This is a genomic window from Streptacidiphilus sp. MAP5-3 (assembly GCF_041262505.1).
GTDB lineage: Bacteria > Actinomycetota > Actinomycetes > Streptomycetales > Streptomycetaceae > Streptacidiphilus.
Window position 1 is genome coordinate 215106 of the sequence record NZ_JBGCCL010000010.1, and the last position, 20010, is coordinate 235115.

The following is a 20010-nucleotide window of genomic DNA, read 5'->3' on the forward strand; positions in this document are numbered from 1 at the left end:
CCCTAGCTCAGGGCGAGGTCGTCGGCGAAGACGTTGCCCTGGCCGTACCAGCCGTGGACGTAGACCGTGACGGTGCCGCTGGAGCCGGTGGTGAACGGCACGTTCAGCTGGTTCCAGCCGCTGTTGCTGGACCAGGTGCTGGCCGTCGCGCCGCCGCTGACGCCGACGTACGCGTAGTTCCCCTGGACCCAGCCGGACAGCGTGTAGCTGGTGTCGGGCTGGAGGGTGACCGTCTGGTCGCACTCACCCGTGGTCGACGAGCTGGGCGTCACCTGGAGCGCGTGCGAGCCGCTGTGTGTGGGTGTGGTCACCACCTTGCTGCCGGACTGGCAGGTCCACGGGCTCAGGCTGCCGCTCTCGAACCCGCCGTTGACCAGGCTGCTGCTGCCGCCGCCGCCACCGCCGCCGGTGCCGGTGACCGTCAGGGTGTACGTCGCCGAGTGGCTGCCGGAGGCGGCCGTCCCGGTGGCCGTGATCGGGTAGCTGCCCGCCGCGACCGAGGCCCCGACCCTGGCGGTCATCGTGCTGCTGCCGCCCGCCGTCACCGAGGCCGGGCTGAAGGAGACCGAGACGCCGGACGGTGCGCCGCTCGCGGTCAGGCTGACGCTCTGCGTGCTGCCGGAGGTGACCGCCGTGCTGACCGTCGCGGTCGCCGAGGCGCCCTGCTGGACCGAGGCCGAGCCGGGGCTGACGCCCAGTAAGAAGTCGTTCGTGGTCTGGCCGCCGCTGCCGCTGGTGAAGGGCTCCATGGCGTGGCTGAAGTCCCAGGTGTTCTGGGTGATCCCGGAGCAGGTGTCGGACCCCCCGGTGCCGGGACAGCCCCCGTTGTCGCGCTCCACCGCCCAGAAGGAGAGTTCGGCCAGGCCCTTGCCCGTGGCCCAGTTCTCGACGTTGCTCGCGTCGGCGACCGTGGTGGTCTCGGCCGCGCCGTAGTCGTCGATGCCGGGCATCATGGTGATGCCGACCATGCCCCAGAGCTGCGCGGCGGTCTTGGACGGGTAGAGCGTGGCGAGTTGGCCCTCCAGCCCGGTGGCCGCGTTCTCGGCGTCGGTGCCCATCTCGTGCGTGGCGCCGTCGTAGTAGTCGAAGGTCATGATGTTGACGACGTCGATCCGCGCGTTGTTCTGGACCGCGTTCTGCAGCACCGCGAGGCCGCTGGAGGCGAGCCCGCTCGTGGTCGTCGGCAGGGTGTACGAGAACTGCACCGTCCGGCCGTTGGCGGCGGCCCAGGACTCGACCTGCGCGATGGCCTTGTTCCGGCGGTCGATGCCGGCGCTGTTGGTCAGCGAGTTGTCCTCGGTGTCGAGGTCGATCCGGGTGACGCCGTAGGTGGTGATCACGCTCTCGTACGCGGCGGCGATGGAGTTGACGTTCGTACAGCTGTCGGCGATCTCGGTGCCGCCGTGGTCGGCGGAGTAGCCGCCGAAGGACGGGACGACGTCGCCGCCGTTGGCCTGGATGGTGGAGATCGAGCTGCCGAAGGTCGAGGAACTGATCGGCTGGCTCGTGGCACCGTTCCAGTCGACGCTGCAGGACCCCGCCGAGGGGGCCTGGATGAACGCCATGGACAGGTACTTGGCGCCGGACTCCGAGGACAGGGTCGCGGGGTCGTCGCCGCTGTACGCCTCGAAGTAGGGCGAGAAGACGTGGGCGGGCAGGGGTGTGTTGGCCGCGTGTGCCGTGGGGGCGCCCACAACGGCCAGGCCGGCGCCGAGCAGCGCGGCGGTGAGCACGGAACGTACGGATCTCATGCAGGACTCCCGTGGGGTGGAGCGGTGCAAGAAAGGCCGCCGGCGGCCGTCGTGTCGACGGACGGCAGGTGACCGGACGCTGCCAATGATTGGACTAGACCAAATAACTGTCAAGAGTCTTACCAGTTCCGGCTTCGGACGTCCCTACGCTCTGCCCGAACCGCCCTGACCCACCGTCGGACTGCCGTCCAGTGCCGTGCCGAAGTGCTGCACCAGCCACGGGAAGCCCCACTCCCACAGGGCGAAGCCGCAGCTCACGGCCGCCGCCAGCAGGACGGCGAGGCGCAGCCAGACGGGGCCCGGAAGCGCCCGGAACAGCCAGGGGAGGATCACCGGACCGGCTCCTTCGTGGTCGGCTCCTTCGCGGTTGGCTCCTTCGTGGTCGCGACCAGGGTGCCGAAGACGACGTACCGGCCCGAGGAGCCGTAGCGCGGCGTGCAGGTGGTGAGCGTGACCAGTCCGGGCGCCGGGTCCGCGTGGCGTCCCTGGTCCGGGCGGAGCACGGCGACGTCGGACGGGCCGGTCCGCTCGGTGCCGCTGATCCGGTACTCGTACTCGGCGGCAGCGGTCTCCACCACGATCGGGTCGCCGACCCGGACGACGTCCGGCAGGTCGGCCAGCGGTTCGAAGCCGCTGTCGGACGACCGGTGCCCGGCCACCGCGAAGTTGCCGCGCCGACCGGGCTCCGCGGTCCCGGAGTAGTGGGCCAGGCCACGGCTCAACGCCGCGGCGCCGGTGCCCTCGTAGACCGGGTACTGCCAGCCCGCGCCCAGCGCCGGGATCCGGATCAGCGCCACCACACCCGGCGGCACCACCGTGCCGGTGCGGAAGGCGTGCTGGATCGCCTGGACGGTCTGCAGCTGCTCGGCCGTGGGCAGCGGGCTCTGCCCCCAGGACAGCCAGGCGGCGAAGAGCCCGACCACTGCGCCGCCGACCAGCAGCAGCTCACCCAGCAGGGCGAGTACGAACCGCAGGCCGGACCACAAGCCCGACCACAGGCCGGGGACGAGTGCGGTGGGCATGCGCCTTATCAGACCGCACCGACCGCACCCGTCGGGCTGAGGCGCGCCCGCAGCGGGTCGGGGATCCGGCTTGACCCTGACACAGTGGGAGGCTCTGGACTGGAGGGGTCATGTTCACCATCGGAGACTTCGCCGCCTACGGTCAGGTGTCGGTCCGGATGCTGCGTCACTACGACGCGCTCGGGCTGCTGCGCCCGGCCCGGGTCGACCCGTACACCGGCTACCGCTACTACGACGCGGCCCAGTTGGCCCGCCTCAACCGGATCATCGCGCTCAAGGACCTCGGCTTCAGCCTGCAACAGGTCGGCCAGGTGCTCGACGAGTCGATCGACGTCGAGGAGTTGCGCGGCATGTTGCGGCTGCGGCAGGCCGAGCTGGCCGAGACGGTTGCGAGCGCGACCGCGCGGCTGGCCCAGGTCGAGACGAGGCTCCGGACCATCGAGAGCGAGGGCTCCATGTCCACCGAAGAAGTCGTCGTCAAGCCCCTCCCCGCCGCCCGCGTCGCCGTGCTCACCGACACCGCGGAGAGCTTCGACCCGCGCCACATCGGCCCCGTCATCCAGCCCCTCTACCGGCGCCTCTTCGAGCAGCTCGACGTCGTCGGGGTCCCGCCGACCGGGCCGACCCTGGCCTGGTACGAGCAGGCCGGCCCGGAGCTGGGCGACCCCGTCGTGGTGCACGCGGGGGTCACCGTCTCCGCCGCCCCCGGCTCGGTGCCCGGTGTGGAGATCGTCGACCTGCCACCGGTCGCGGAGGCCGCGACCATCGTCCACCACGGTTCCATGGACCGGGTGCTGACCACTGTTCAGTTCCTGGCCCGTTGGATCGAGTCCGCCGGCCGCCGGGCCGACGTCCTCGGCCGTGAGCTCTACCTGGACTCCTGCGGTCCGCAGGAGCAGTGGGTCACCGAGATCCAGTGGCCGCTGGTCGTGGAGAACGGCTGATTGTCAGTCCCAGGTGCTCGAATGGAACGTGGACAGCGGCCGGTGGTACCCACCGACGAGTTCCCGGTGCCACCATGCGCCGGTGGCCCGTCGCTCGGCGCGGGTGGTGTAGCGGTAGCGGTAGAGCGTGGCCCGGACGTGCGCGGGGGGCATGTCCGGGAACGGGTTGCCGTCACGGCGCAGCAACCGCAGGGTATCCCGGTCGCCGTCCAGCAGTTTGCGCAGCAGGGGAGTGAGCCAGGGGCGGGCGTAGCCCGGGTTGAGCGCGGCGAACCACATCAGCCAGTCCAGGCGCAGGTGGTACGGCGCGAACTGCCGGGGTCTGCGTCGGGGGTCCCCTGGCTTGCCCTTGAACTCGTAGGCCAGCCAGGTGTGTCCGTCGGCGCTGCCCTCCAGCACCACCTCGTGGCGCAGTCGGGTGACGCTGCCGAACGCGCCGTAGGTGTTGACCAGGTGGAGCGAGTCGAAGGAGCGGTTCATCACCTGGCGTGAGGAGAGAAGGTTCCTGGCCGGACGGTAGCTGAGCACCAGCACCAGCGCGCCGTAGGCGAGGACGAGGACGGAGAACCAGAGCGGCGTGGCCGGGTAGGCACGGTCCCCGCCGGTGCTGACGGTGCTCAGCGCCAGGGTGATCGTGACCCAGTTCAGCCAGGCGAAGTTGCCGGACAGCACCAGCCACAGCTGCGTCGTCACGATCAGCCCGGCCGCGACTGTCGCGACCGGCTGCGGCAGGAACAGGGCGACGGGCGCGCCCAGTTGCACCACGTGGTTGGCGCCCGCCTCCACCCGGTGCAGTGGCTTCGGCAGCCGGTGGAACCACCAGCTGAACGGGCCCGGCATCGGCTGGGTCTCGTGGTGGTAGTAGAGGCAGGTCAGCTCGCGCCAGCAGCGGTCCCCGCGCAGCTTGATCAGTCCCGCGCCGACCTCGACCCGGAACAGGATCCAGCGGATCAGCAGCAGCGTGGTGATCGGGGGCGCGACCCTTCCGTTGCCGAGGAAGACGGCCAGCGCGCCCGTCTCCAGCAGCAGTGACTCCCACCCGAACGAGTACCAGGTCTGCCCGACGTTGACGATGGACAGGTACAGCACCCAGAGCACGGCCCAGCAGAGCATCCCGGCCCAGAGCGGCACTGCGTCCGCCGCCCCCGCGGCGACGGCGACCGCCAGCGCGGCCCCGCCCCAGGACACGGCGGCGAGGAGCCGGTCCGAGTAGCCGAACTGGAACAGGCTCGGCGCCTCCCGCCAGGTCCGGCGCGCCAGGAAGCGCGGCACGGGCAGCAGCCCGTGCTCGCCGATCAGCGCCTTCCCCTGCCGCGCGGCGACCAGGAACCCGACCAGGTACACCCCGGCCAGCGCGCGCTGGAACAGCAGCCTGCCCAACCAGTACCCGGGGGCGTTCAGCCAGTCCAGCGCGTGCAGCCCGTGCATGACACCACTCTGCCGCAGTCTGCCCGCACCGGCTGCCTGCACCGGCTGCTTGCACAACTGCCTGTACGGCTGCCCGTACCAAAGTGCCTGTACAAGCCGCGTGTACAAGCCGCGGGCAAAGGTGTGGCCACGGCTGGTTCGCTGCCGCTACGCTCGCCCCATGCATCTCTCCGGGCCGCACTGACAGGACCTCGCCGCCGCGAGCCGACGCGCGCCATCGCGCTGACGTCGGACGCGTGCCGCTTCGCGACGCCTCTGCCCCGTCGACGTCCCTGTCCCTGCCGCGCCCCCTGTGGCGTAGTGCTCGCATCACCGGAGACCTTCCATGTCACGCCCTGTCCAGGGCGGCGCGTCGTACCGTGCCGTCCTTGTGCTGCCGCATGCCCGCGGACTGGCGCTCGCCGGAGCGCTCGCCCGGCTTCCCTACGGACTCATCTCCCTCCCTCTGCTCCTCGCGCTGCGTGAGGCCGTCGGCTCCTACGGGGCAGCCGGAACCTCCGTCGGCGTCTACGGGCTGCTCAGCGCCGTGCTCGGCCCCTGGCGGGCACGGCTCGCGGAGCGCAGGCCCGGTGCGTTGCAACTGCTCGCGGTGGGGTTCGCCGCGGTGCTGGCGTTGATCGCCGCGCTCGCCCTGCTGGCGGCGGGCGGGGCACGCGGGCCGGTGACGGAGGCCGTCGCGCCGGTGCTCGCGGTCGTCGCCGGGATCCTGCCGCCCCCGGTCGGGCCGCTGCTGCGGGCCCGTTGGGGTGTCCTCGCCGGTGGCGAGGCGCAGCGGCAGGCCGCACTGAGCCTGGACGCCGTCGCCGAGTCGACGGTCTTCTCGGTCGGCCCGCTGCTCGGCGGCGCGCTGATCGCGGTGACCACGCCCGGCATCGCGCTGGCCGTCGTCGCCGCGATCGTCGTGCTCGGATTCAGCTCCCTGGCACCGGTCCTGGCGCGTACGGCCGCGCCCGCGCCGACGCGGTCGGACGCTGCGCGCCTCGGGGCCGACGGGATCGGGGCGGACCGGACCGGGGCCGGGCGGCGCTCGCCACTCCGGTCCGCCGGATTCCTGGTGCTGCTCGGCGCGGTCGCGGCGGTCGGCGCGGCGGGGGCGATGGCCGAGTTGGCCGCCGTCGCCGGGTGGGGCGCGGCCGTGGCCGGCCCGCTGCTGGCGGGCTTCTCCGTCGGTGGCGTCGTCGGCGGCCTCGTCTACGGCCGCCTCTCCTGGCGCCGTTCGCCGCGCACCCGGATGGCCGTGCTGGGCGCGGTCGGTGGCGTGGTGTACCTGCTCCCACTGCTCTGGTTCGCCCCGGCCGGTGCCCTGCCGACACTGCTGGTCGCCGGCGCTGTCACCGACGCGACGCTGATCACCGCCTATCTGCTGGTCGACACCGCCGAGAGCAGCGCCTGGATCAACACTGCCTTCAACCTCGGTGTCGCTCTCGGCACGAGCGCGGCAGGCATGTTGATCAGCCGGGACGGGCCGCGCGTCGTCTTCGCCGTCGCGGCGCTGGTCCCGCTGCTCGCATGCGCAGTCTGCGCGGCATCGGCCCTCACCGGCGCGCGGCGGGTCGAACCGCTGGCCGCGCAGGAGCAGGAGATGACCGACCGTCATATCGACGTCGCGTCAGCTGACCTCGGCTGAGCTGAACGCAGCCTCAGCTGACGCCGACGCCGGCGCGGTCGCGCAGCAGTTCCAGCAGGCGGGCGTGCAGGCTGGTCGGTGCGACCAGGATGCCCTCCGCGCCCGCCTGCCACGGAGCGCCGAGCGCGTCGGTGACCAGCGCGCCCGCCTCGCGGGCGATCAGCACGCCGCCGAGCAGGTTGCCGTCGTCGCGGCCACCCCACCGATGTGGCGCTGATCGACAGCCTGTGCGACGACGCCCGCCCGCCCGCCGCGGCCGTTGCCACGCGCAGCAGGCTGCCGGAGTCCACTGTCCGCCGCCGGCTGGCCCGCCTGACCGCGTCCGGCGCGCTGCGCACCCAGCCTGGACGCGGTCGGCCGTGCGCTGGCCGCGCATCCGGCCGTCCATGGCGCGCTGGCGACCACCGGGGAGGCGAACCTCGCGGTCGCCGTCTGGTTCCGCGACCTGGCGGAGCTCTACGCCTTTGTCACCCGGGACCTCGGTGCGCTCGGCGTCGACTCCGCCGAGACGGTGATCGTCGGCGAGGTGGTCAAACGCCCCGGTGTGAACCGGCTCACCGCGCGCCCGGCGCGTTCTGTGGCGCGCACCACGTTGCGCGCGTCACACGCCACCTCGCGCGGGCAGTGACGCGCCTCACCGGGCAGGGGAGGGTCTGCGGGCCCGTGCGCCGGGTCCGCGACAGTCGCCGGCGGCTCAACAGAGCCGATCCGGCCGTGTGAGCGGGTATTCCCGAACGCTCAGGAGGTTTGTCCGGGTTGTTGTGGTCTGAACCACTTGGGGCGGAAGTCCCTTGCCCGGGCCGCGGGCGTCGTGTGAACGTGGAGAACGTCCAGGAACGAGTGCGGTCGATGTCGTCGAAGCCACGACCGCCGAGGGCGCGAATCCCCTTGAGGTGTGCGCCCGGGCGAGAAGCCCCGCGACGTTCCTGAGCCGCTCGACTGCAAAGCCTGAAGCGCGGGTGTGTGCGCCAGGTGTGTCGGGACAACCGCCAGACCCAGTGCCCAGTGCGGTACCGCCCTGCCCTGCCCGGCAGGTGCTGAGTGCTGCCCGTGTTTCCAGGAGTGACATGCGTCTCGCCACCCGTACGCCCGCCCGTCTGACCGCCGACCTGCTCATGGGCTCCGCGGTCGCCGGGATGGTCGTCGTCGCGAACTTCGTCCCGGCCCTTGCCGCCGACCATGGGACCCCGACCGCGGCCCCGTCCGCCTCCGCCAAGGCCGACGCAAAGCCGGACGCGAAGACCGACGGCAAGACCGACGCCAAGACCGACGCGAAGCCCGCCCCGAAGACGGACGCCAAACCCGCGCCCGCGAAGCCGGCCGCGCCCGCCAAGAAGACCTACCCGGACAACCTGAACGGGTGGATCGCCGAGGCGCAGGACGTTCTCCGCGCCCACGGCGACCAGGTCCCCCCGGCGTCCGCCATCTACGCCCGGGCCATGACCGAGTCCTCCGGCAACCCGGACGCGCAGAACCACTGGGACGGCAACCAGGCCCTCTACGGCGGCACCTACGGCCTGCTCCAGACCATCAAGCCGACCTTCGCCGAGTGGTCCCTGCCCGGCCACAAGGACATCCTCAACCCGGTCGACTCGATCATCGCCGGCGTCCGCTACGCCAACGACCGCTACGGCTCCTTCACCACCGTCGCCTACACCAAGGCGGGTTACTGATCCGGCGCCGAGCGTCCGGTCAGTCCGATCGGTCCGATCGGTCCGATCCTTCGAATCAGTCGAAGTTGAGCGAGCCGGTGCGCGTCCGCTTCAGCTCGAAGAAGTCCGGGTAACCCGCCAGCGCGCGGACCCCGTCGAAGATGCGCGCCGCCTGCGCGCCCCGCGGGATGGAGTTGAGCACCGGCCCGAAGAAGGCGACCCCGTCGACGTGGATCGTCGGCGTGCCCACGTCCTCGCCGACCGGGTCCATGCCCTCGTGGTGGCTGCGCCGGACCTGCTCGTCCCAGGTCGTGTCGTGTGCGGCCTCGGCCAGTTCGGCCGGCAGCCCGACCTCGGCCAGTGACTCCCGGATCACCAGGTCGAAGTCCTCGTTCTTCTGCTTGTGGATCCGCTTGCCGAAGGCGGTGTAGAGCTCGCGCAGCACCGCGTTGCCGTGCTGCGCCTCGGCGGCGACCGCCACCCGCACCGGGCCGATCGACTCGTTGACCAACTCGCGGTACCAGTCCGGAAGTTCGCGGTTCTCGTTGAGGACGTACAGGCTCATCACCCGGAACCGCAGGTCGATCGGCCGCTGCTGCTCCACCTCGAGGATCCAGCGCGAGGTGATCCACGCGAACGGGCAGGCCGGGTCGAAGTAGAAGTCGACGCGTGCGGGGGCCTCGGCGGCGGTGGGGCTCGACGTCATGAGTCTCAACTTCCTTGGGTCGTTGATCGCTTGGTGGAGTGGGCCGGAAGGTCGACCGCAACCTAGCGCTTCGCCGCGGTCCGGGCGAAGGGTTTCCGGACCGTCGCTCAGAGCCCGGCCAGGTTCTCCACCAGGTCGTCGAGCCCGAACGAGCCCTGCCGCAGAGCCTTCATGTGCCAGGCCGTGAGATCGAACTCCGCGCCCAGCCGGTGCCGGGCCGCCTCCCGCCCGGCCAGCCAGGCGCGTTCGCCCAGCTTGTAGCCGATGGCCTGGCCCGGACGGCCCAGGTAGCGGACGATCTCGCTGTCCCGGGCGGCGGGCGGCATGCCGACGTAGTCGGACATGAACGCGGTGGCCAGCTCCGGCGTCCACCGCTCGCCCGGGTGGAACGGCGAGTCGGCCGGGATCGCGAGGCGCAGGTGCATGCCGATGTCGACGATCACGCGGACGATGCGCATCATCTGCTTGCCCAGGTAGCCGAGTCGGCGTCCCGGATCGGTCAGGAAGCCCAGCTCGTCCATCAGCCGCTCCGCGTAGAGGGCCCAACCCTCCACATTGGCACTGATCTTGCCCAGGGTGACCTGGTAGCGCGACAGCTGGTCCGCCGCCGCGACCCAGGAGGCGAGCTGCAGGTGGTGTCCCGGAACGCCCTCGTGATACCAGGTGCTGACGAGCCGCCAGGTGCGGAACCGTCCCTCGGCGTCGCCGTTGGCGAGCGGCAGGTGCGTCCGTCCCGGGCGGCTGAAGTCGAGGCTCGGGCCGCTGTAGTAGGGCGCGGCGGCGGTGCCCGCCGGGGCGATCCGGGTCTCCACCCGGCGCAGCGGCCCAGACAGGTCGAAGTGCGTGCCGTCGAGCGCCTCGATGGCCTCCTCGGTGATCCCCTGCAGCCAGGCCCGCATCGCCTCGGCGCCCTGGACCATGTGCCCGTGCTCGTTCAGATGCGCCCGCGCCTGCTCCACGTCCGCGCCGGGCAGCACCCGCGCCGCCTCCGCGCGCAGCTCCGCGTGGACGCGGTGGAACTCCTCCCAGCCCCACGCGTACGTCTGCTCCGGGTCGAGCGTCGCGCCCAGGAACGCACGGGCGCAGAGCAGGTAGCGCTCCCGCCCGACCGCGTCCGGCGTCCCCGCCGCGGCGGGCGCGTAGCCCTCGCGCAGCCAGTCGCTCAGCCCCGAGACGGCTTCACCCGCCTTCGCCGCCGCCGCGTCCGCCTCGTCCCGGAACCGCTCCGGGGCGGGCGCGACCAGCTGCGCCAGCCAGCCGCCGTTTCTGCTGCCGGTTCCGGTGCCGGTTCTGGTGCCGTTTGCGTTGCCAGGTCCCGTCCAGGCGTCGAGCTGGGTGGCCAGCACCTCCGCCTGCCGCGGTGCGGCGAACAGCCCGCGCGCGACGCCCTCGGCCAGCGTGGTCCGGTAACCCGCCACCGCCTCGGGCACCTGGCGCAGCCGCGCGAGCAGCGGGACCCAGTCCTCCTCAGCGGCGGTCGGCATCATGCCGAAGAGACTCTGCAACCCGTGCATCGGCGTGTGCAGGTTCGCCACCGCACGGTAGTGCTCGCCCGCCTCGTGCCGGTCCAGCGTCGACCCGAGCCGCTCCCGCAGCAGCCGCGCACAGGCCTGCTCCGCCGCGTCCGCGCTCGCGTCCGTGTCCGCGCTCGCGGGCAGGGCCTCCAGCCGGGCCAGGACGGCGCGGGCCAGCTCGGCCTCCGCGGTGCACCCCTCGGGGGAGAAGTCCGGCAACCGCTCGTCCTTGGGATCCAAGCCCAACCAGGTGGTGACGGTGGGGTCCTGCGCGGCCATCCGCGCCACGTAGTCGTCGGCGATTCGGCGCGGCGTGAGCATCTCTGACGCCTCTGACGCCTCTGACACCTGGGTCACTTTCGGGTCACCTCGTTCACCTCGGTCGTCTCGTCGGGCATGCCTGCATCCTCACCTGGCGACGCCCGCCCTGTCAGCCGATCAGCCCTCCGTCTCGGGACTCCGCCCCCGGCGGACGACCGCGCTGCCGCTTCCCCGCCCACACGGGCATGACCCCGGGCGCGTACAGGCCGGCCTTCCGCGCGCCGTGAGCTGCCCCTATGCTCCAGCAATGCTCATAGGGGTCCTCATCGGGTTCGCCGCTCTCGGATGCGGCATGGCGGCGTTCCAGGCCTACAAGCGCCAATGGCTCGAAGTCGCGCGTACATCCTCAGCACCGCGTTCGGCGTGGCCGCTTATGCGTCGATGCTGCTTCACAAGTCGTGGATCGACGTGGTGGCGACGCCCGTCGCTGTGGTCGCCTCGATCGCTTATTACGTGATGGCACGGGGCCAGGCCCGGAAGCGTGGTGCCTCGGCCGAGTCGTCCTGATCCGCGCCGAGTAGGGGTACTCAAAGCGTGGGCCCGGTACCGGTGTTGTGGCGCGACCGACCCCATGGCGGAATGGCTCAGGGCTCGACGACGAGATCAGTCAGGATTCGAGAAGCGCGGGACGCGGGGCCGCTCTAGCCTGCCCTCATGGACATCACCATTCACACGAGCTCCCTTCCCCATGACGACCCGGACGCCTCGGTTGCCTTCTACCGCGACGTGCTCGGCTTCGAGGTGCGCAGCGACGTCGGGCAAGGAAAGATGCGCTGGATCACGGTCGGTCCGGTCGGTCAGCCCGACACGTCGATCCTCCTCGCGCCGCCGGCCACCGACCCGGGGATCACCGAGGCCGAGCGCCGCACCATCCACGAGATGATGGCCAAGGGCACCTACGGCTGGATCCTGCTGGCCACTCCGGACCTCGACGCCACCTTCGAGAAGGTGCAGGCCGGCGACACCGAGGTCGTCCAGGAGCCGACCGAGCAGCCCTACGGCATCCGCGACTGCGCCCTCCGGGACCCCGCGGGCAACCTGATCCGCATCCAGGAACTCCGCTGAGCCTGCGCGCATCCACATGGCTGGTCGGGTCAGAGCGAAAGGGGAGTGCAGCGATGTGTCCGGACGAGTGGAGACGTGCACGTATCGAGGCGCAGCGCCTGGCGGATCTCGCGCTGCTGCGCCGTGTCCGTGACCGGATCGACCGGGAGTACGCGCAGCCGCTCAACGTGGAGGCGCTCGCGCAGGGGGTGCACATGTCCGCCGGGCACCTTAGCCGGCAGTTCCGGGCGGCCTACGGCGAGGCGCCCTACGCCTATCTGATGACGCGTCGGATCGAGCGCGCGGCGGCGCTGCTGCGGCGCGGTGACCTCAGCGTCACCGAGGTCTGCTTCGAGGTCGGCTGCGCGTCGCTGGGCACGTTCACCACCCGCTTCACCGAGCTGGTCGGCATGTCGCCCGGGGTGTTCCGCCGCCGCGCGGCAGAGGCAGAGGCAGAGGCAGAGGCAGCGGACGCGACGGGGCCGGCCGCCGGGAGCGTCGACGCCGCAGGTCAGGGTGGTGAGGTGGGGCCGGTGATCCGGGTGGAGGGGATGCCGGCCTGCGTCGCGAAGCAGGTGACCAGACCGGTCAGGAATCGAGAAGCCCCCGCCCCCGGCCGCCCGTAGCGTGAACGGCATGACGACAACCACCGCATCCACCGCATCCCTCGCCTCCGTCACCCTCGAGGTGGCCGACCCCGGGGCCACCCGCCGTTTCCTCACCGCCTTCGGAGTGGACGCCTACGTCGACGTGCGGGCGTCCGAGGCGCAGTCCACCGGGTTCCGCGGCTTCACGCTGGCGCTCACGGTCTCCCAGCCCGCGACCGTCGACGGCTTCCTGGCCGCCGCCGTGGACGCCGGAGCCACCGTGCTGAAGCCCGGCGCGAAGTCGCTGTGGGGTTACGGCGGCGTCGTGCAGGCGCCGGACGGCACCCTCTGGAAGGTCGCGACCTCGGCGAAGAAGGACACCGGCCCGGCCACCCGCGAGATCGACGAGATGGTCCTCCTGCTCGGCGTCGAGGACGTGAAGGCCACCAAGCAGTTCTACGTCGACCGGGGCCTGACCGTGGCCAGGAGCTTCGGCGGCAAGTACACCGAGTTCGCCTCCGCCGGGACCGGAACCGTCAAGCTGGCGCTGTACAAGCGCCGCGCTCTGGCCAAGGACGTCGGCGTCCCCGCCGACGGCTCCGGCTCCCACCGCATCGCCCTCGGCAGCACCGCCGACTCCTTCACCGACCCGGACGGCTTCGCCTGGGAGGCCACCACGTCGCCCACCGCGACGCCGTGAGCCTTCAGCTCGCGGCCACATCAGCCGGTACGGTTGGCATCGCACGTTATGCAGCCGGTTCGCGAAAGTCCTGCCACTCGTTCTGCAGACGATCACCCCAGGGCGTTGACCTGGGGTGATCCGCTCGGCAGGCTTCCGGGCTGGGATTTCGGTGTTCAGTTCCTTGCACTGTCCATGGTCGTTGTCCGCTCCCATGTGCACGCGATGTGCACGCGACGGTTCGCCGCGACGAGGTGCTCCGCCGCAGACCGGACCCTGATCGCATGAGAGCGATACCGTGGAGCGAGTCGAGACTGCCTGGGACAGCGGGGGTGAACCCATGAGCCTCACAGCTGATCGTCGCCCGCAGATGAGCGCCGAGGAGTTCGAGGAGATCGCGGCCCACATGCCCGGCTCCAGCCGCGTGCCCTCCATGTGCCCCGGCAGCCTGAACGGCCGTCTGAACGAAATCCTTTGACGGCACATCAGAAGCGCCCCCGGCTGACCCCGACGGTCAGTCGAACCCCCCGCTCACGGCCACATCAGGCAGTACAGCTGATGTCCCGCGTCGTGCAGCCGGGTCGCGAAGTCCTGCCACTCGTGCAGCATCTTGTAGATCACGAACGCGTCCCGCGGTCCGCGGCGGTCCGGGACCGTGGACCAGATGAAGGCGGCCGTGCCCAACTCGGCCTCGTCGGCCTTGAGGAGGGGTTCGACGACCGTTTGCGGGAGTTGGACCACGGCGTAGTCCGGGTGGAGCACGACGAGTTCGAGTGGGGGGACCTCGGTCAGCGGGATGCCGAGGATGCCGGTGAGGACCATCGCGCTCATGGTCTCCGGCTTGATCTTGGTGGAGAGGCTGCCGCTGATCGACTCCTCGGAGCCGTCGTGGCCGAAGAGTTCGCCGAGGCGGCCGAGTGTGCCGAGTTCGCCTGCGTCCAGGCCCAGACCGTCGCGACCGAGGGCGGTGGGTACGCGCGCGGCTGTGGCACGGTCCGGCGCGCCGAAGTACTTGTAGGTCACCCCCACGCGGCCAGCACCTCCACCTCCGTCACGACGACGTGACGCCTCTGCGAACTCTCGGACCTCGTGGAACTCGCGCCCTCGACCCGAACCGGCCGCGGCACCCGGGGCATGCGGATCACGCATGCCGCCCGTGTCGTGGCCGGAATTGTCGCGCTGCTCGGACACCCCGGACCATCCTTACCGTCCGTCGCTGATTTGCCAACAGGCCACCCCCGTCGGGCCGAGTTGTGACGGACCTGCCGGGGGCGTACCGGATCGCCCGATCATCGTCCCAGATGATCGGCGCGGACATGCCGCATCGCGGGCTGCGATTTTGAAACGACACCGATTTGAGAGCATGTCCCTGTGAGCGATCCCGTGAGCAAGCAGTCCTTCGGCAGTCCGTACCCGTACGAGGCCCCCGCCTCCCAGGCGTTGTTCGAACGCGCCTCCGTCGTCACGCCCGGTGGCGTGAACTCCCCGGTGCGCGCCTTCCGCGCGGTCGGCGGGACCCCGCGCTTCATGGTGTCCGGCACCGGTCCCTACCTCACCGACGCGGACGGGCGCGAGTACGTCGACCTGGTCTGCAGCTGGGGTCCGATGATCCTGGGGCACGCCCACCCCGAGGTCATCGCCGCTGTTCAGGACGCTGTCGCGCGCGGCACGTCCTTCGGCACGCCGGGTCAGGGCGAGGTCGAGCTGGCCGAGGAGATCGTCGACCGGATCGCGCCGGTCGAGCAGGTGCGCCTGGTCTCCTCCGGCACCGAGGCGACCATGTCCGCGATCCGGTTGGCCCGCGGTTTCACCGGTCGGGCCAAGGTCGTGAAGTTCGCCGGGTGTTACCACGGTCACGTCGACGCGCTGCTGGCCGCCGCCGGTTCCGGCCTGGCCACCTTCGCGCTGCCCGACACGCCCGGGGTCACCGGTGCGCAGGCCGGGGACACCATCGTGCTGCCCTACAACGACCTGGACGCGGTCCGCGCCGCCTTCGCCGCGCACCCGGGCGAGATCGCCTGCGTGATCACCGAGGCGTCCCCCGGCAACATGGGCGTGGTCCCGCCGAAGCCCGGTTTCAACAAGGGCCTGCAGGAGCTCTGCCGCGCCGACGGAGCGCTCTTCGTCTCCGACGAGGTGATGACCGGTTTCCGCGTCTCCAAGGCCGGTTGGTACGGCTTCGAATCGGCGAACGAAGGGTGGACGGCCGACGTCAAGCCGGACCTGATGACCTTCGGCAAGGTCATGGGCGGCGGCTTCCCGGCCGCGGCCTTCGGCGGTCGCGCCGACGTGATGGCCCACCTCGCCCCGGCTGGCCCGGTCTACCAGGCGGGCACGCTCTCCGGTAACCCGGTCGCCACCGCCGCCGGTCTGGCCCAGCTGCGCGCCTGCACCGACGCCGTCTACGCCACCGTCGACCAGGTCGCCGCCGAGGTCGCCTCGCTGGTCAGCGACTCGCTCGCCAAGGAGGGCGTGGCGCACCGGCTGCAGACGGCCGGGAACATGTTCTCGGTCTTCTTCACCGACCGGCCGGTCACCAACTACGCCGAGGCACGGACGCAGGAGTCCTTCCGCTTCACGGCGTTCTTCCACGCCATGCTGGCCCAGGGCGTCTACCTGCCGCCGTCCGCCTTCGAGTCCTGGTTCGTCTCGTCCGCGCACGACGAGCGCGCGCTCGAGCGGATCGCCGCCGCGCTCCCGTCCGCCGCCCGCGCGGCCGCGGAAGCCACCGCGTAGTCACCCCCGAGTCACGGTCCCGACCGCCCGACCGCCCCATCGTCCAGGAGCAGCAGGAGCAACTGACGTGAGCAAGAACGACATCACCGTCGTCCATCTGATGCGACACGGCGAGGTGCACAACCCGGAGGGCATCCTCTACGGGCGCCTGCCCGACTACCACCTCTCCGAGCTGGGCCGGAAGATGGCCGACCGGGTCGCCGACCACCTGGCCGGACGTGACATCACCCACGTGGTCGCGTCCCCGCTGGACCGCGCCCAGGAGACCGCCGCGCCGATCGCCGCCGCGCACGGGCTGACCGTGGCGAAGGACGAGCGCCTGATCGAGGCCGCCAACATCTTCGAGGGCAAGACCTTCGGGGTCGGCGACGGCGCGCTCAGCAACCCGGGCTACTGGAAGCACCTGACCAACCCCTTCAAGCCGTCCTGGGGTGAGCCGTACATCGAGCAGGTCGTGCGGATGATGGGCGGGCTCAACGCCGCCCGTGACGCCGCCCGCGGGCACGAGGCGGTCTGCGTCAGCCACCAGCTGCCGATCTGGGTGACCCGCTGCTTCGCCGAGCACCGGCGCCTCTGGCACGACCCGCGCCGTCGCCAGTGCTCGCTGGCCAGCCTGACGACCTTCACCTACGAGGGCGACAAGATCGTCTCCATCGGCTACAGCGAGCCCGCCAGGGACCTGCTCCCGGCCCATCTGACCGGTAAGAAGGGCCCGCTGACGAACAAGTCGTTCGGCGCGTAGCACACAAGGGCGCGCATAAAGATCGACTAAATATCCGATACACGAAGCGTCGTGGCAGGTCAAGGGCCTGCCACGACGTTGTCGTGGGGGCGGTGAAATCGACTTAAACGCCCATGCGAAACTCTTCACATGAGTCGCCGCCCCGCTCGCCGTTCCGCACGCTCTGCGTTCCGCGTCGCCGCCGCCACTGCCGCCGCGCTGACGGGTGTGCTGGCACTCACCTCCTGCAGCTCCACCAACCCTGCCGAGACCAGCGGCAGCAGCGACAGCGGCTATGTGGCCGGGACCGGCGAGTCCGTCTCCGTGCCCGCCGCGCAGCGCGGCTCGGCGATCAACCTCAAGGGCGCCGACCTCAACGGCAAGGCGCTCGACCTGGCCTCCTACCGCGGCAAGGTCGTCGTGCTCAACGTCTGGGGCTCCTGGTGCGGTCCGTGCCGCGCCGAGGCGGACGACTTCGAGAGCGTCTTCCAGGCCGACCAGTCCAAGGGCGTCCAGTTCGTCGGGATCAACACCCGTGACACCCAGATCGACCAGGCCCAGCAGTTCGTCAAGACGCACGGCCTGACCTACCCCAGCTTCTACGACGAGGACGGCTCGCTGCTGCTGCAGTTCCCGGCCGGCAGCCTCAATCCGCAGGCCATCCCGTCCACCCTGATCCTGGACCGGGAGGGCCGGATCGCGGTGCGTGCCCTGCAACCGCTCACCAGCGACCAGCTCAGCAAGTTCGTCGCCCCGGTGATCGCGGAGAAGTCGTGAGCGGCGAGGTACTCCACGGCGCGCTGCTGCTCGCCATCCCGGTCGCCATGCTGGCCGGGCTGGTGTCGTTCTTCTCGCCCTGCGTCCTCCCGCTGGTCCCCGGCTACCTCTCCTACGTCACCGGCTTCTCCGCCGCCGACCTCGCCGACGCCGACGGCCGCCGCCGCGGCCGGATGGCGCTCGGCGCACTGCTGTTCGTGCTCGGCTTCTCCGCCGTGTTCGTCTCGATGGGCGCGCTCTTCGGCTTCTTCGGACTGACCATCAGGGCGCACGCGTCGCTGATCAGTGAGATCTCGGGCGGTCTGATCATCCTGCTGGGCCTGGCCTTCATGGGCCTGCTGCCCGGCTTCAGCCAGCGTGAACTGCGCAGCCATCGCAAGCCGGTGGTGGGATTGATCGGCGCGCCGCTGCTCGGCGTGGTCTTCGGTATCGGCTGGACGCCGTGTGTCGGTCCCACGCTCGGCGCGGTCCAGGCGCTCTCCTGGAACCAGGCCAGCGCAGGCCGCGGTGCGCTGCTGACCGTGGCGTACTGCCTCGGCCTCGGCGTGCCGTTCATCGTGGCCGCGCTCGCCTTCCGCAGGACCATCGGCGCGTTCGGCTGGATCAAGCGCCACTACCAGTGGGTCATGCGCCTCGGCGGCGGCATGTTGGTCCTGGTCGGCGCGCTGCTGATCACCGGCCTCTGGACCGATCTGGTCAACCAGCTGCAGTACTGGACCGCGAACTACCAGGTGGGACTCTGATGACGACCGACGGTCGGACGGCCGAAGAGCGGACGCCGGAGGAGCAGACGGGGGAGAAGACCGCCGACGAGCGGGCCGCCGAACGCCTCAGCTCCGCGCCCGTCGACGACAGCGAGCTCGACGCCGGCAGCGGTGCGGGCGGCGCGGCCGGTATCGGCTTCGTCGGCTGGATCCGCTGGGGCTGGCGGCAGTTGACCTCGATGCGCACCGCGTTGATCCTGCTCTTCCTGCTCTCCCTCGCGGCCGTCCCCGGCTCGCTGGTGCCGCAGGTCTCCGCGTCCCCGACCAACGTCGCCGCGTTCGTCACCAAGCACCACACGCTGGCGCCGATCTACCAGAAGCTCGGGCTGTTCCACGTCTACAGCTCGTTCTGGTTCTCCGCGATCTACATCCTGCTCTTCGTCTCGCTCGCGGGCTGCATCGTCCCGCGCACCTGGCAGTTCGTCGGCGTGCTGCGCTCCGCGCCGCCCGCCGCGCCGCGCCACCTGGTGCGGCTGCCGGTCTACGCGACCTGGCGCTCGCGCGGCGCGGACAGCGAGCAGACCCTGGCCGCCGCCGAGACGCTGCTGCGCCGTCGCCGCTTCCGGGTGGCCCGCAGCGGTGACGCGATCACCTCGGAGAAGGGCTACCTGCGCGAGGTCGGCAACCTGCTCTTCCACATCTCGCTCTTCGGCATGCTGATCGCCTTCGCCTTCAGCAAGCTGTTCGGCGGGATGGGCACCGTGGTCGTGATCGAGGGCAAGGCGTTCAGCAACAACGTCTCGCAGTACGACGACTTCATGCCGAGCACCTTCTACACCGGTGACGACCTGACGCCCTTCGGCTTCAAGCTGGACAAGTTCGAGGCCTCGTACCAGGCGAGCGGCCCGCAGATGGGCAACCCGACCATGTTCCAGGCCAACGTCTCGTACTGGCTCGGCACCGACCCGACGAAGACGAAGAACGCGGTCGTCCAGGAGAACCACCCGCTGGAGGTGGACGGCAGCAACGTCTACCTGACCGCGCACGGCTACGCGCCCGTCTTCCAGGTCACCGACGCCAAGGGCGACGTGATCTACAACGGCCCGACGCCCTGCCTGCCGCAGGACAGCAACCTGAGCTCGACCTGCGCCATCAAGGTCAACGACGGCTACGTCGACAACCAGGGCAACGCCACCCAGATCGGCCTCTCCGGCATCTTCACCCCGACCGCGGCCACCGACCCGGCCTCGATCAGGACGATGGGCCCGCACTCGGTCTTCCCCGACCTGGCCGACCCGGAGATCTACGTCAACGCGTACCACGGTGACCTGGGCGACAACTCCGGTGCGCCGCAGAGCATCTACGAACTCGATACCAAGCACATGACCCAGTACAAGCTCGACGGTCAGCCGCTGACCTTCGCGCTCAAGCCGGGCCAGGGCTTCAAACTGCCGAGCGGCGGCACGGTCACCTTCACCAGCGTCCAGCAGTGGGCCAACTTCACCGTGGCCACCAACCCCGGCAGCAGCTGGGCGTTGCTCAGCTCGATGGCGGCGGTGCTCGGCCTGATCGGGTCGCTGTTCGTGCAGCGCCGCCGGATCTGGGTCCGCGCGGTCACGGCCGAGGACGGCACCACCGTCGTCGAGCTGGCGGGCCTGGCCCGCAGCGAGTCCGCCCGGATCGCCGAGGAGCTCGCCGCACTCGCCCTCGACCTGCAGGACACCGCGCCTGCGGACGAAACAGCCGTAACAGACGAGCCGGACACGGTCGCGGCCGGCACCACGCCCAAGGAGTGAA

21 protein-coding genes and 1 pseudogene are annotated in these 20010 nt (G+C 70.9%); 14 read left to right on the top strand and 8 right to left on the bottom strand.

The annotated features are described in order from the left end of the window. Nucleotides 1-2: 2 nt before the first annotated feature. The 3 genes from ABH928_RS18060 to ABH928_RS18070 form a co-directional block, all read right to left on the bottom strand. Nucleotides 3-1751 (bottom strand): carbohydrate binding domain-containing protein, encoded by a 1749-nt coding sequence (locus ABH928_RS18060; protein ID WP_370067517.1) that lies wholly within the window; start codon nucleotides 1749-1751, stop codon nucleotides 3-5. A 144-nt stretch (nucleotides 1752-1895) separates the two neighbouring features. Next, nucleotides 1896-2084, bottom strand: a complete 189-nt coding sequence (locus tag ABH928_RS18065; protein WP_370067519.1) for a hypothetical protein — start codon at nucleotides 2082-2084, stop codon at nucleotides 1896-1898. Further along, a complete protein-coding gene (locus ABH928_RS18070) occupies nucleotides 2081-2773 on the bottom strand; it encodes a sortase (RefSeq protein WP_370067521.1) in 693 nt (230 codons plus the stop codon). The genes ABH928_RS18065 and ABH928_RS18070 overlap by 4 nt, the downstream gene beginning before the upstream one ends. Nucleotides 2774-2883: 110 nt before the next feature. Here ABH928_RS18070 and ABH928_RS18075 point away from each other — a divergent pair, with 110 nt between their 5' ends. Next, on the top strand, nucleotides 2884-3717 hold the full coding sequence (locus ABH928_RS18075; protein ID WP_370067524.1) for a MerR family transcriptional regulator: 834 nt from the start codon (nucleotides 2884-2886) through the stop codon (nucleotides 3715-3717). 3 nt (nucleotides 3718-3720) lie between these two features. On the opposite strand, the gene ABH928_RS18080 is transcribed toward ABH928_RS18075, so the two are convergent. Further along, a complete protein-coding gene (locus tag ABH928_RS18080; protein ID WP_370067526.1) occupies nucleotides 3721-5145 on the bottom strand; it encodes a lipase maturation factor family protein in 1425 nt (474 codons plus the stop codon). 325 nt (nucleotides 5146-5470) lie between these two features. Here ABH928_RS18080 and ABH928_RS18085 point away from each other — a divergent pair, with 325 nt between their 5' ends. Next, nucleotides 5471-6772, top strand: a complete 1302-nt coding sequence (locus tag ABH928_RS18085; RefSeq protein WP_370067528.1) for an MFS transporter — start codon at nucleotides 5471-5473, stop codon at nucleotides 6770-6772. Nucleotides 6773-6785: 13 nt separating this feature from the next. On the opposite strand, the gene ABH928_RS18090 is transcribed toward ABH928_RS18085, so the two are convergent. Continuing rightward, nucleotides 6786-6938, bottom strand: a complete 153-nt coding sequence (locus ABH928_RS18090) for a hypothetical protein (RefSeq protein WP_370067530.1) — start codon at nucleotides 6936-6938, stop codon at nucleotides 6786-6788. A 41-nt stretch (nucleotides 6939-6979) separates the two neighbouring features. Between ABH928_RS18090 and ABH928_RS18095 the strand changes: the two are divergent. From ABH928_RS18095 to ABH928_RS18105, 3 genes and pseudogenes are all read left to right on the top strand, one after another. After that, a pseudogene (locus ABH928_RS18095) lies at nucleotides 6980-7105 on the top strand (winged helix-turn-helix transcriptional regulator); the annotation flags it as partial. A 10-nt stretch (nucleotides 7106-7115) separates the two neighbouring features. After that, nucleotides 7116-7400, top strand: coding sequence for an Lrp/AsnC ligand binding domain-containing protein (locus tag ABH928_RS18100; RefSeq protein WP_370067587.1), 285 nt, complete (start codon nucleotides 7116-7118; stop codon nucleotides 7398-7400). 439 nt (nucleotides 7401-7839) lie between these two features. Next, on the top strand, nucleotides 7840-8445 hold the full coding sequence (locus ABH928_RS18105; protein ID WP_370067532.1) for a transglycosylase SLT domain-containing protein: 606 nt from the start codon (nucleotides 7840-7842) through the stop codon (nucleotides 8443-8445). Between the two features lie 55 nt (nucleotides 8446-8500). Here the strand turns inward: ABH928_RS18105 and ABH928_RS18110 are convergent, their stop codons facing one another. Beyond that, nucleotides 8501-9130 carry a DsbA family protein gene (locus ABH928_RS18110; protein WP_370067534.1) on the bottom strand — a complete coding sequence of 210 codons (630 nt, stop codon included), beginning with the start codon at nucleotides 9128-9130 and terminating at the stop codon, nucleotides 8501-8503. A gap of 107 nt (nucleotides 9131-9237) precedes the next feature. Then, nucleotides 9238-10965 carry a DUF885 domain-containing protein gene (locus tag ABH928_RS18115; protein ID WP_370067536.1) on the bottom strand — a complete coding sequence of 576 codons (1728 nt, stop codon included), beginning with the start codon at nucleotides 10963-10965 and terminating at the stop codon, nucleotides 9238-9240. Between the two features lie 654 nt (nucleotides 10966-11619). Between ABH928_RS18115 and ABH928_RS18120 the strand changes: the two genes are divergently transcribed. The 4 genes from ABH928_RS18120 (at nucleotide 11620) to ABH928_RS18135 (ending at nucleotide 13753) form a co-directional block, all read left to right on the top strand. Continuing rightward, nucleotides 11620-12030, top strand: a complete 411-nt coding sequence (locus ABH928_RS18120) for a VOC family protein (protein WP_370067538.1) — start codon at nucleotides 11620-11622, stop codon at nucleotides 12028-12030. A 53-nt stretch (nucleotides 12031-12083) separates the two neighbouring features. Further along, a complete protein-coding gene (locus tag ABH928_RS18125) occupies nucleotides 12084-12635 on the top strand; it encodes a helix-turn-helix transcriptional regulator (RefSeq protein ID WP_370067540.1) in 552 nt (183 codons plus the stop codon). A gap of 10 nt (nucleotides 12636-12645) precedes the next feature. Beyond that, nucleotides 12646-13296 carry a glyoxalase gene (locus ABH928_RS18130; RefSeq protein ID WP_370067542.1) on the top strand — a complete coding sequence of 217 codons (651 nt, stop codon included), beginning with the start codon at nucleotides 12646-12648 and terminating at the stop codon, nucleotides 13294-13296. A gap of 319 nt (nucleotides 13297-13615) precedes the next feature. After that, nucleotides 13616-13753, top strand: coding sequence for a hypothetical protein (locus ABH928_RS18135; RefSeq protein WP_370067544.1), 138 nt, complete (start codon nucleotides 13616-13618; stop codon nucleotides 13751-13753). Nucleotides 13754-13806: 53 nt separating this feature from the next. On the opposite strand, the gene ABH928_RS18140 is transcribed toward ABH928_RS18135, so the two are convergent. Continuing rightward, nucleotides 13807-14304, bottom strand: coding sequence for a hypothetical protein (locus tag ABH928_RS18140; protein ID WP_370067546.1), 498 nt, complete (start codon nucleotides 14302-14304; stop codon nucleotides 13807-13809). Nucleotides 14305-14646: 342 nt separating this feature from the next. Here ABH928_RS18140 and hemL point away from each other — a divergent pair, with 342 nt between their 5' ends. The 5 genes from hemL (at nucleotide 14647) to ABH928_RS18165 (ending at nucleotide 20009) form a co-directional block, all read left to right on the top strand. Then, nucleotides 14647-16011 (top strand): glutamate-1-semialdehyde 2,1-aminomutase, encoded by a 1365-nt coding sequence (gene hemL / locus ABH928_RS18145; RefSeq protein WP_370067548.1) that lies wholly within the window; start codon nucleotides 14647-14649, stop codon nucleotides 16009-16011. Between the two features lie 100 nt (nucleotides 16012-16111). Then, the gene (locus tag ABH928_RS18150) at nucleotides 16112-16753 is read left to right on the top strand and encodes a histidine phosphatase family protein (protein WP_370067589.1); all 642 of its coding nucleotides are present in this window, start codon (nucleotides 16112-16114) and stop codon (nucleotides 16751-16753) included. Between the two features lie 129 nt (nucleotides 16754-16882). After that, the gene (locus ABH928_RS18155; protein WP_370067550.1) at nucleotides 16883-17509 is read left to right on the top strand and encodes a TlpA family protein disulfide reductase; all 627 of its coding nucleotides are present in this window, start codon (nucleotides 16883-16885) and stop codon (nucleotides 17507-17509) included. A gap of 47 nt (nucleotides 17510-17556) precedes the next feature. Continuing rightward, complete coding sequence (locus ABH928_RS18160) at nucleotides 17557-18252, top strand: cytochrome c biogenesis CcdA family protein (RefSeq protein ID WP_370067591.1); 696 nt, start codon at nucleotides 17557-17559, stop codon at nucleotides 18250-18252. Beyond that, nucleotides 18252-20009, top strand: a complete 1758-nt coding sequence (locus ABH928_RS18165) for a cytochrome c biogenesis protein ResB (RefSeq protein ID WP_370067552.1) — start codon at nucleotides 18252-18254, stop codon at nucleotides 20007-20009. Before ABH928_RS18160 ends, ABH928_RS18165 begins: the two co-directional genes overlap by 1 nt. The last annotated feature ends 1 nt before the right edge of the window (nucleotide 20010 follow it).

Bases quoted from the DNA above. Each gene is read 5' to 3' on its own strand.
- ABH928_RS18060 (WP_370067517.1), bottom strand. From the start codon at position 1,751: ATGAGATCCGTACGTTCCGTGCTCACCGCCGCGCTGCTCGGCGCCGGC.
- ABH928_RS18070 (WP_370067521.1), bottom strand. From the start codon at position 2,773: ATGCCCACCGCACTCGTCCCCGGCCTGTGGTCGGGCTTGTGGTCCGGC.
- ABH928_RS18075 (WP_370067524.1), top strand. From the start codon at position 2,884: ATGTTCACCATCGGAGACTTCGCCGCCTACGGTCAGGTGTCGGTCCGG.
- ABH928_RS18080 (WP_370067526.1), bottom strand. From the start codon at position 5,145: ATGCACGGGCTGCACGCGCTGGACTGGCTGAACGCCCCCGGGTACTGG.
- ABH928_RS18085 (WP_370067528.1), top strand. From the start codon at position 5,471: ATGTCACGCCCTGTCCAGGGCGGCGCGTCGTACCGTGCCGTCCTTGTG.
- ABH928_RS18105 (WP_370067532.1), top strand. From the start codon at position 7,840: ATGCGTCTCGCCACCCGTACGCCCGCCCGTCTGACCGCCGACCTGCTC.
- ABH928_RS18110 (WP_370067534.1), bottom strand. From the start codon at position 9,130: ATGACGTCGAGCCCCACCGCCGCCGAGGCCCCCGCACGCGTCGACTTC.
- ABH928_RS18115 (WP_370067536.1), bottom strand. From the start codon at position 10,965: ATGCTCACGCCGCGCCGAATCGCCGACGACTACGTGGCGCGGATGGCC.
- ABH928_RS18120 (WP_370067538.1), top strand. From the start codon at position 11,620: ATGGACATCACCATTCACACGAGCTCCCTTCCCCATGACGACCCGGAC.
- ABH928_RS18125 (WP_370067540.1), top strand. From the start codon at position 12,084: ATGTGTCCGGACGAGTGGAGACGTGCACGTATCGAGGCGCAGCGCCTG.
- ABH928_RS18130 (WP_370067542.1), top strand. From the start codon at position 12,646: ATGACGACAACCACCGCATCCACCGCATCCCTCGCCTCCGTCACCCTC.
- ABH928_RS18135 (WP_370067544.1), top strand. From the start codon at position 13,616: ATGAGCCTCACAGCTGATCGTCGCCCGCAGATGAGCGCCGAGGAGTTC.
- ABH928_RS18150 (WP_370067589.1), top strand. From the start codon at position 16,112: ATGCGACACGGCGAGGTGCACAACCCGGAGGGCATCCTCTACGGGCGC.
- ABH928_RS18155 (WP_370067550.1), top strand. From the start codon at position 16,883: ATGAGTCGCCGCCCCGCTCGCCGTTCCGCACGCTCTGCGTTCCGCGTC.
- ABH928_RS18160 (WP_370067591.1), top strand. From the start codon at position 17,557: ATGCTGGCCGGGCTGGTGTCGTTCTTCTCGCCCTGCGTCCTCCCGCTG.
- ABH928_RS18165 (WP_370067552.1), top strand. From the start codon at position 18,252: ATGACGACCGACGGTCGGACGGCCGAAGAGCGGACGCCGGAGGAGCAG.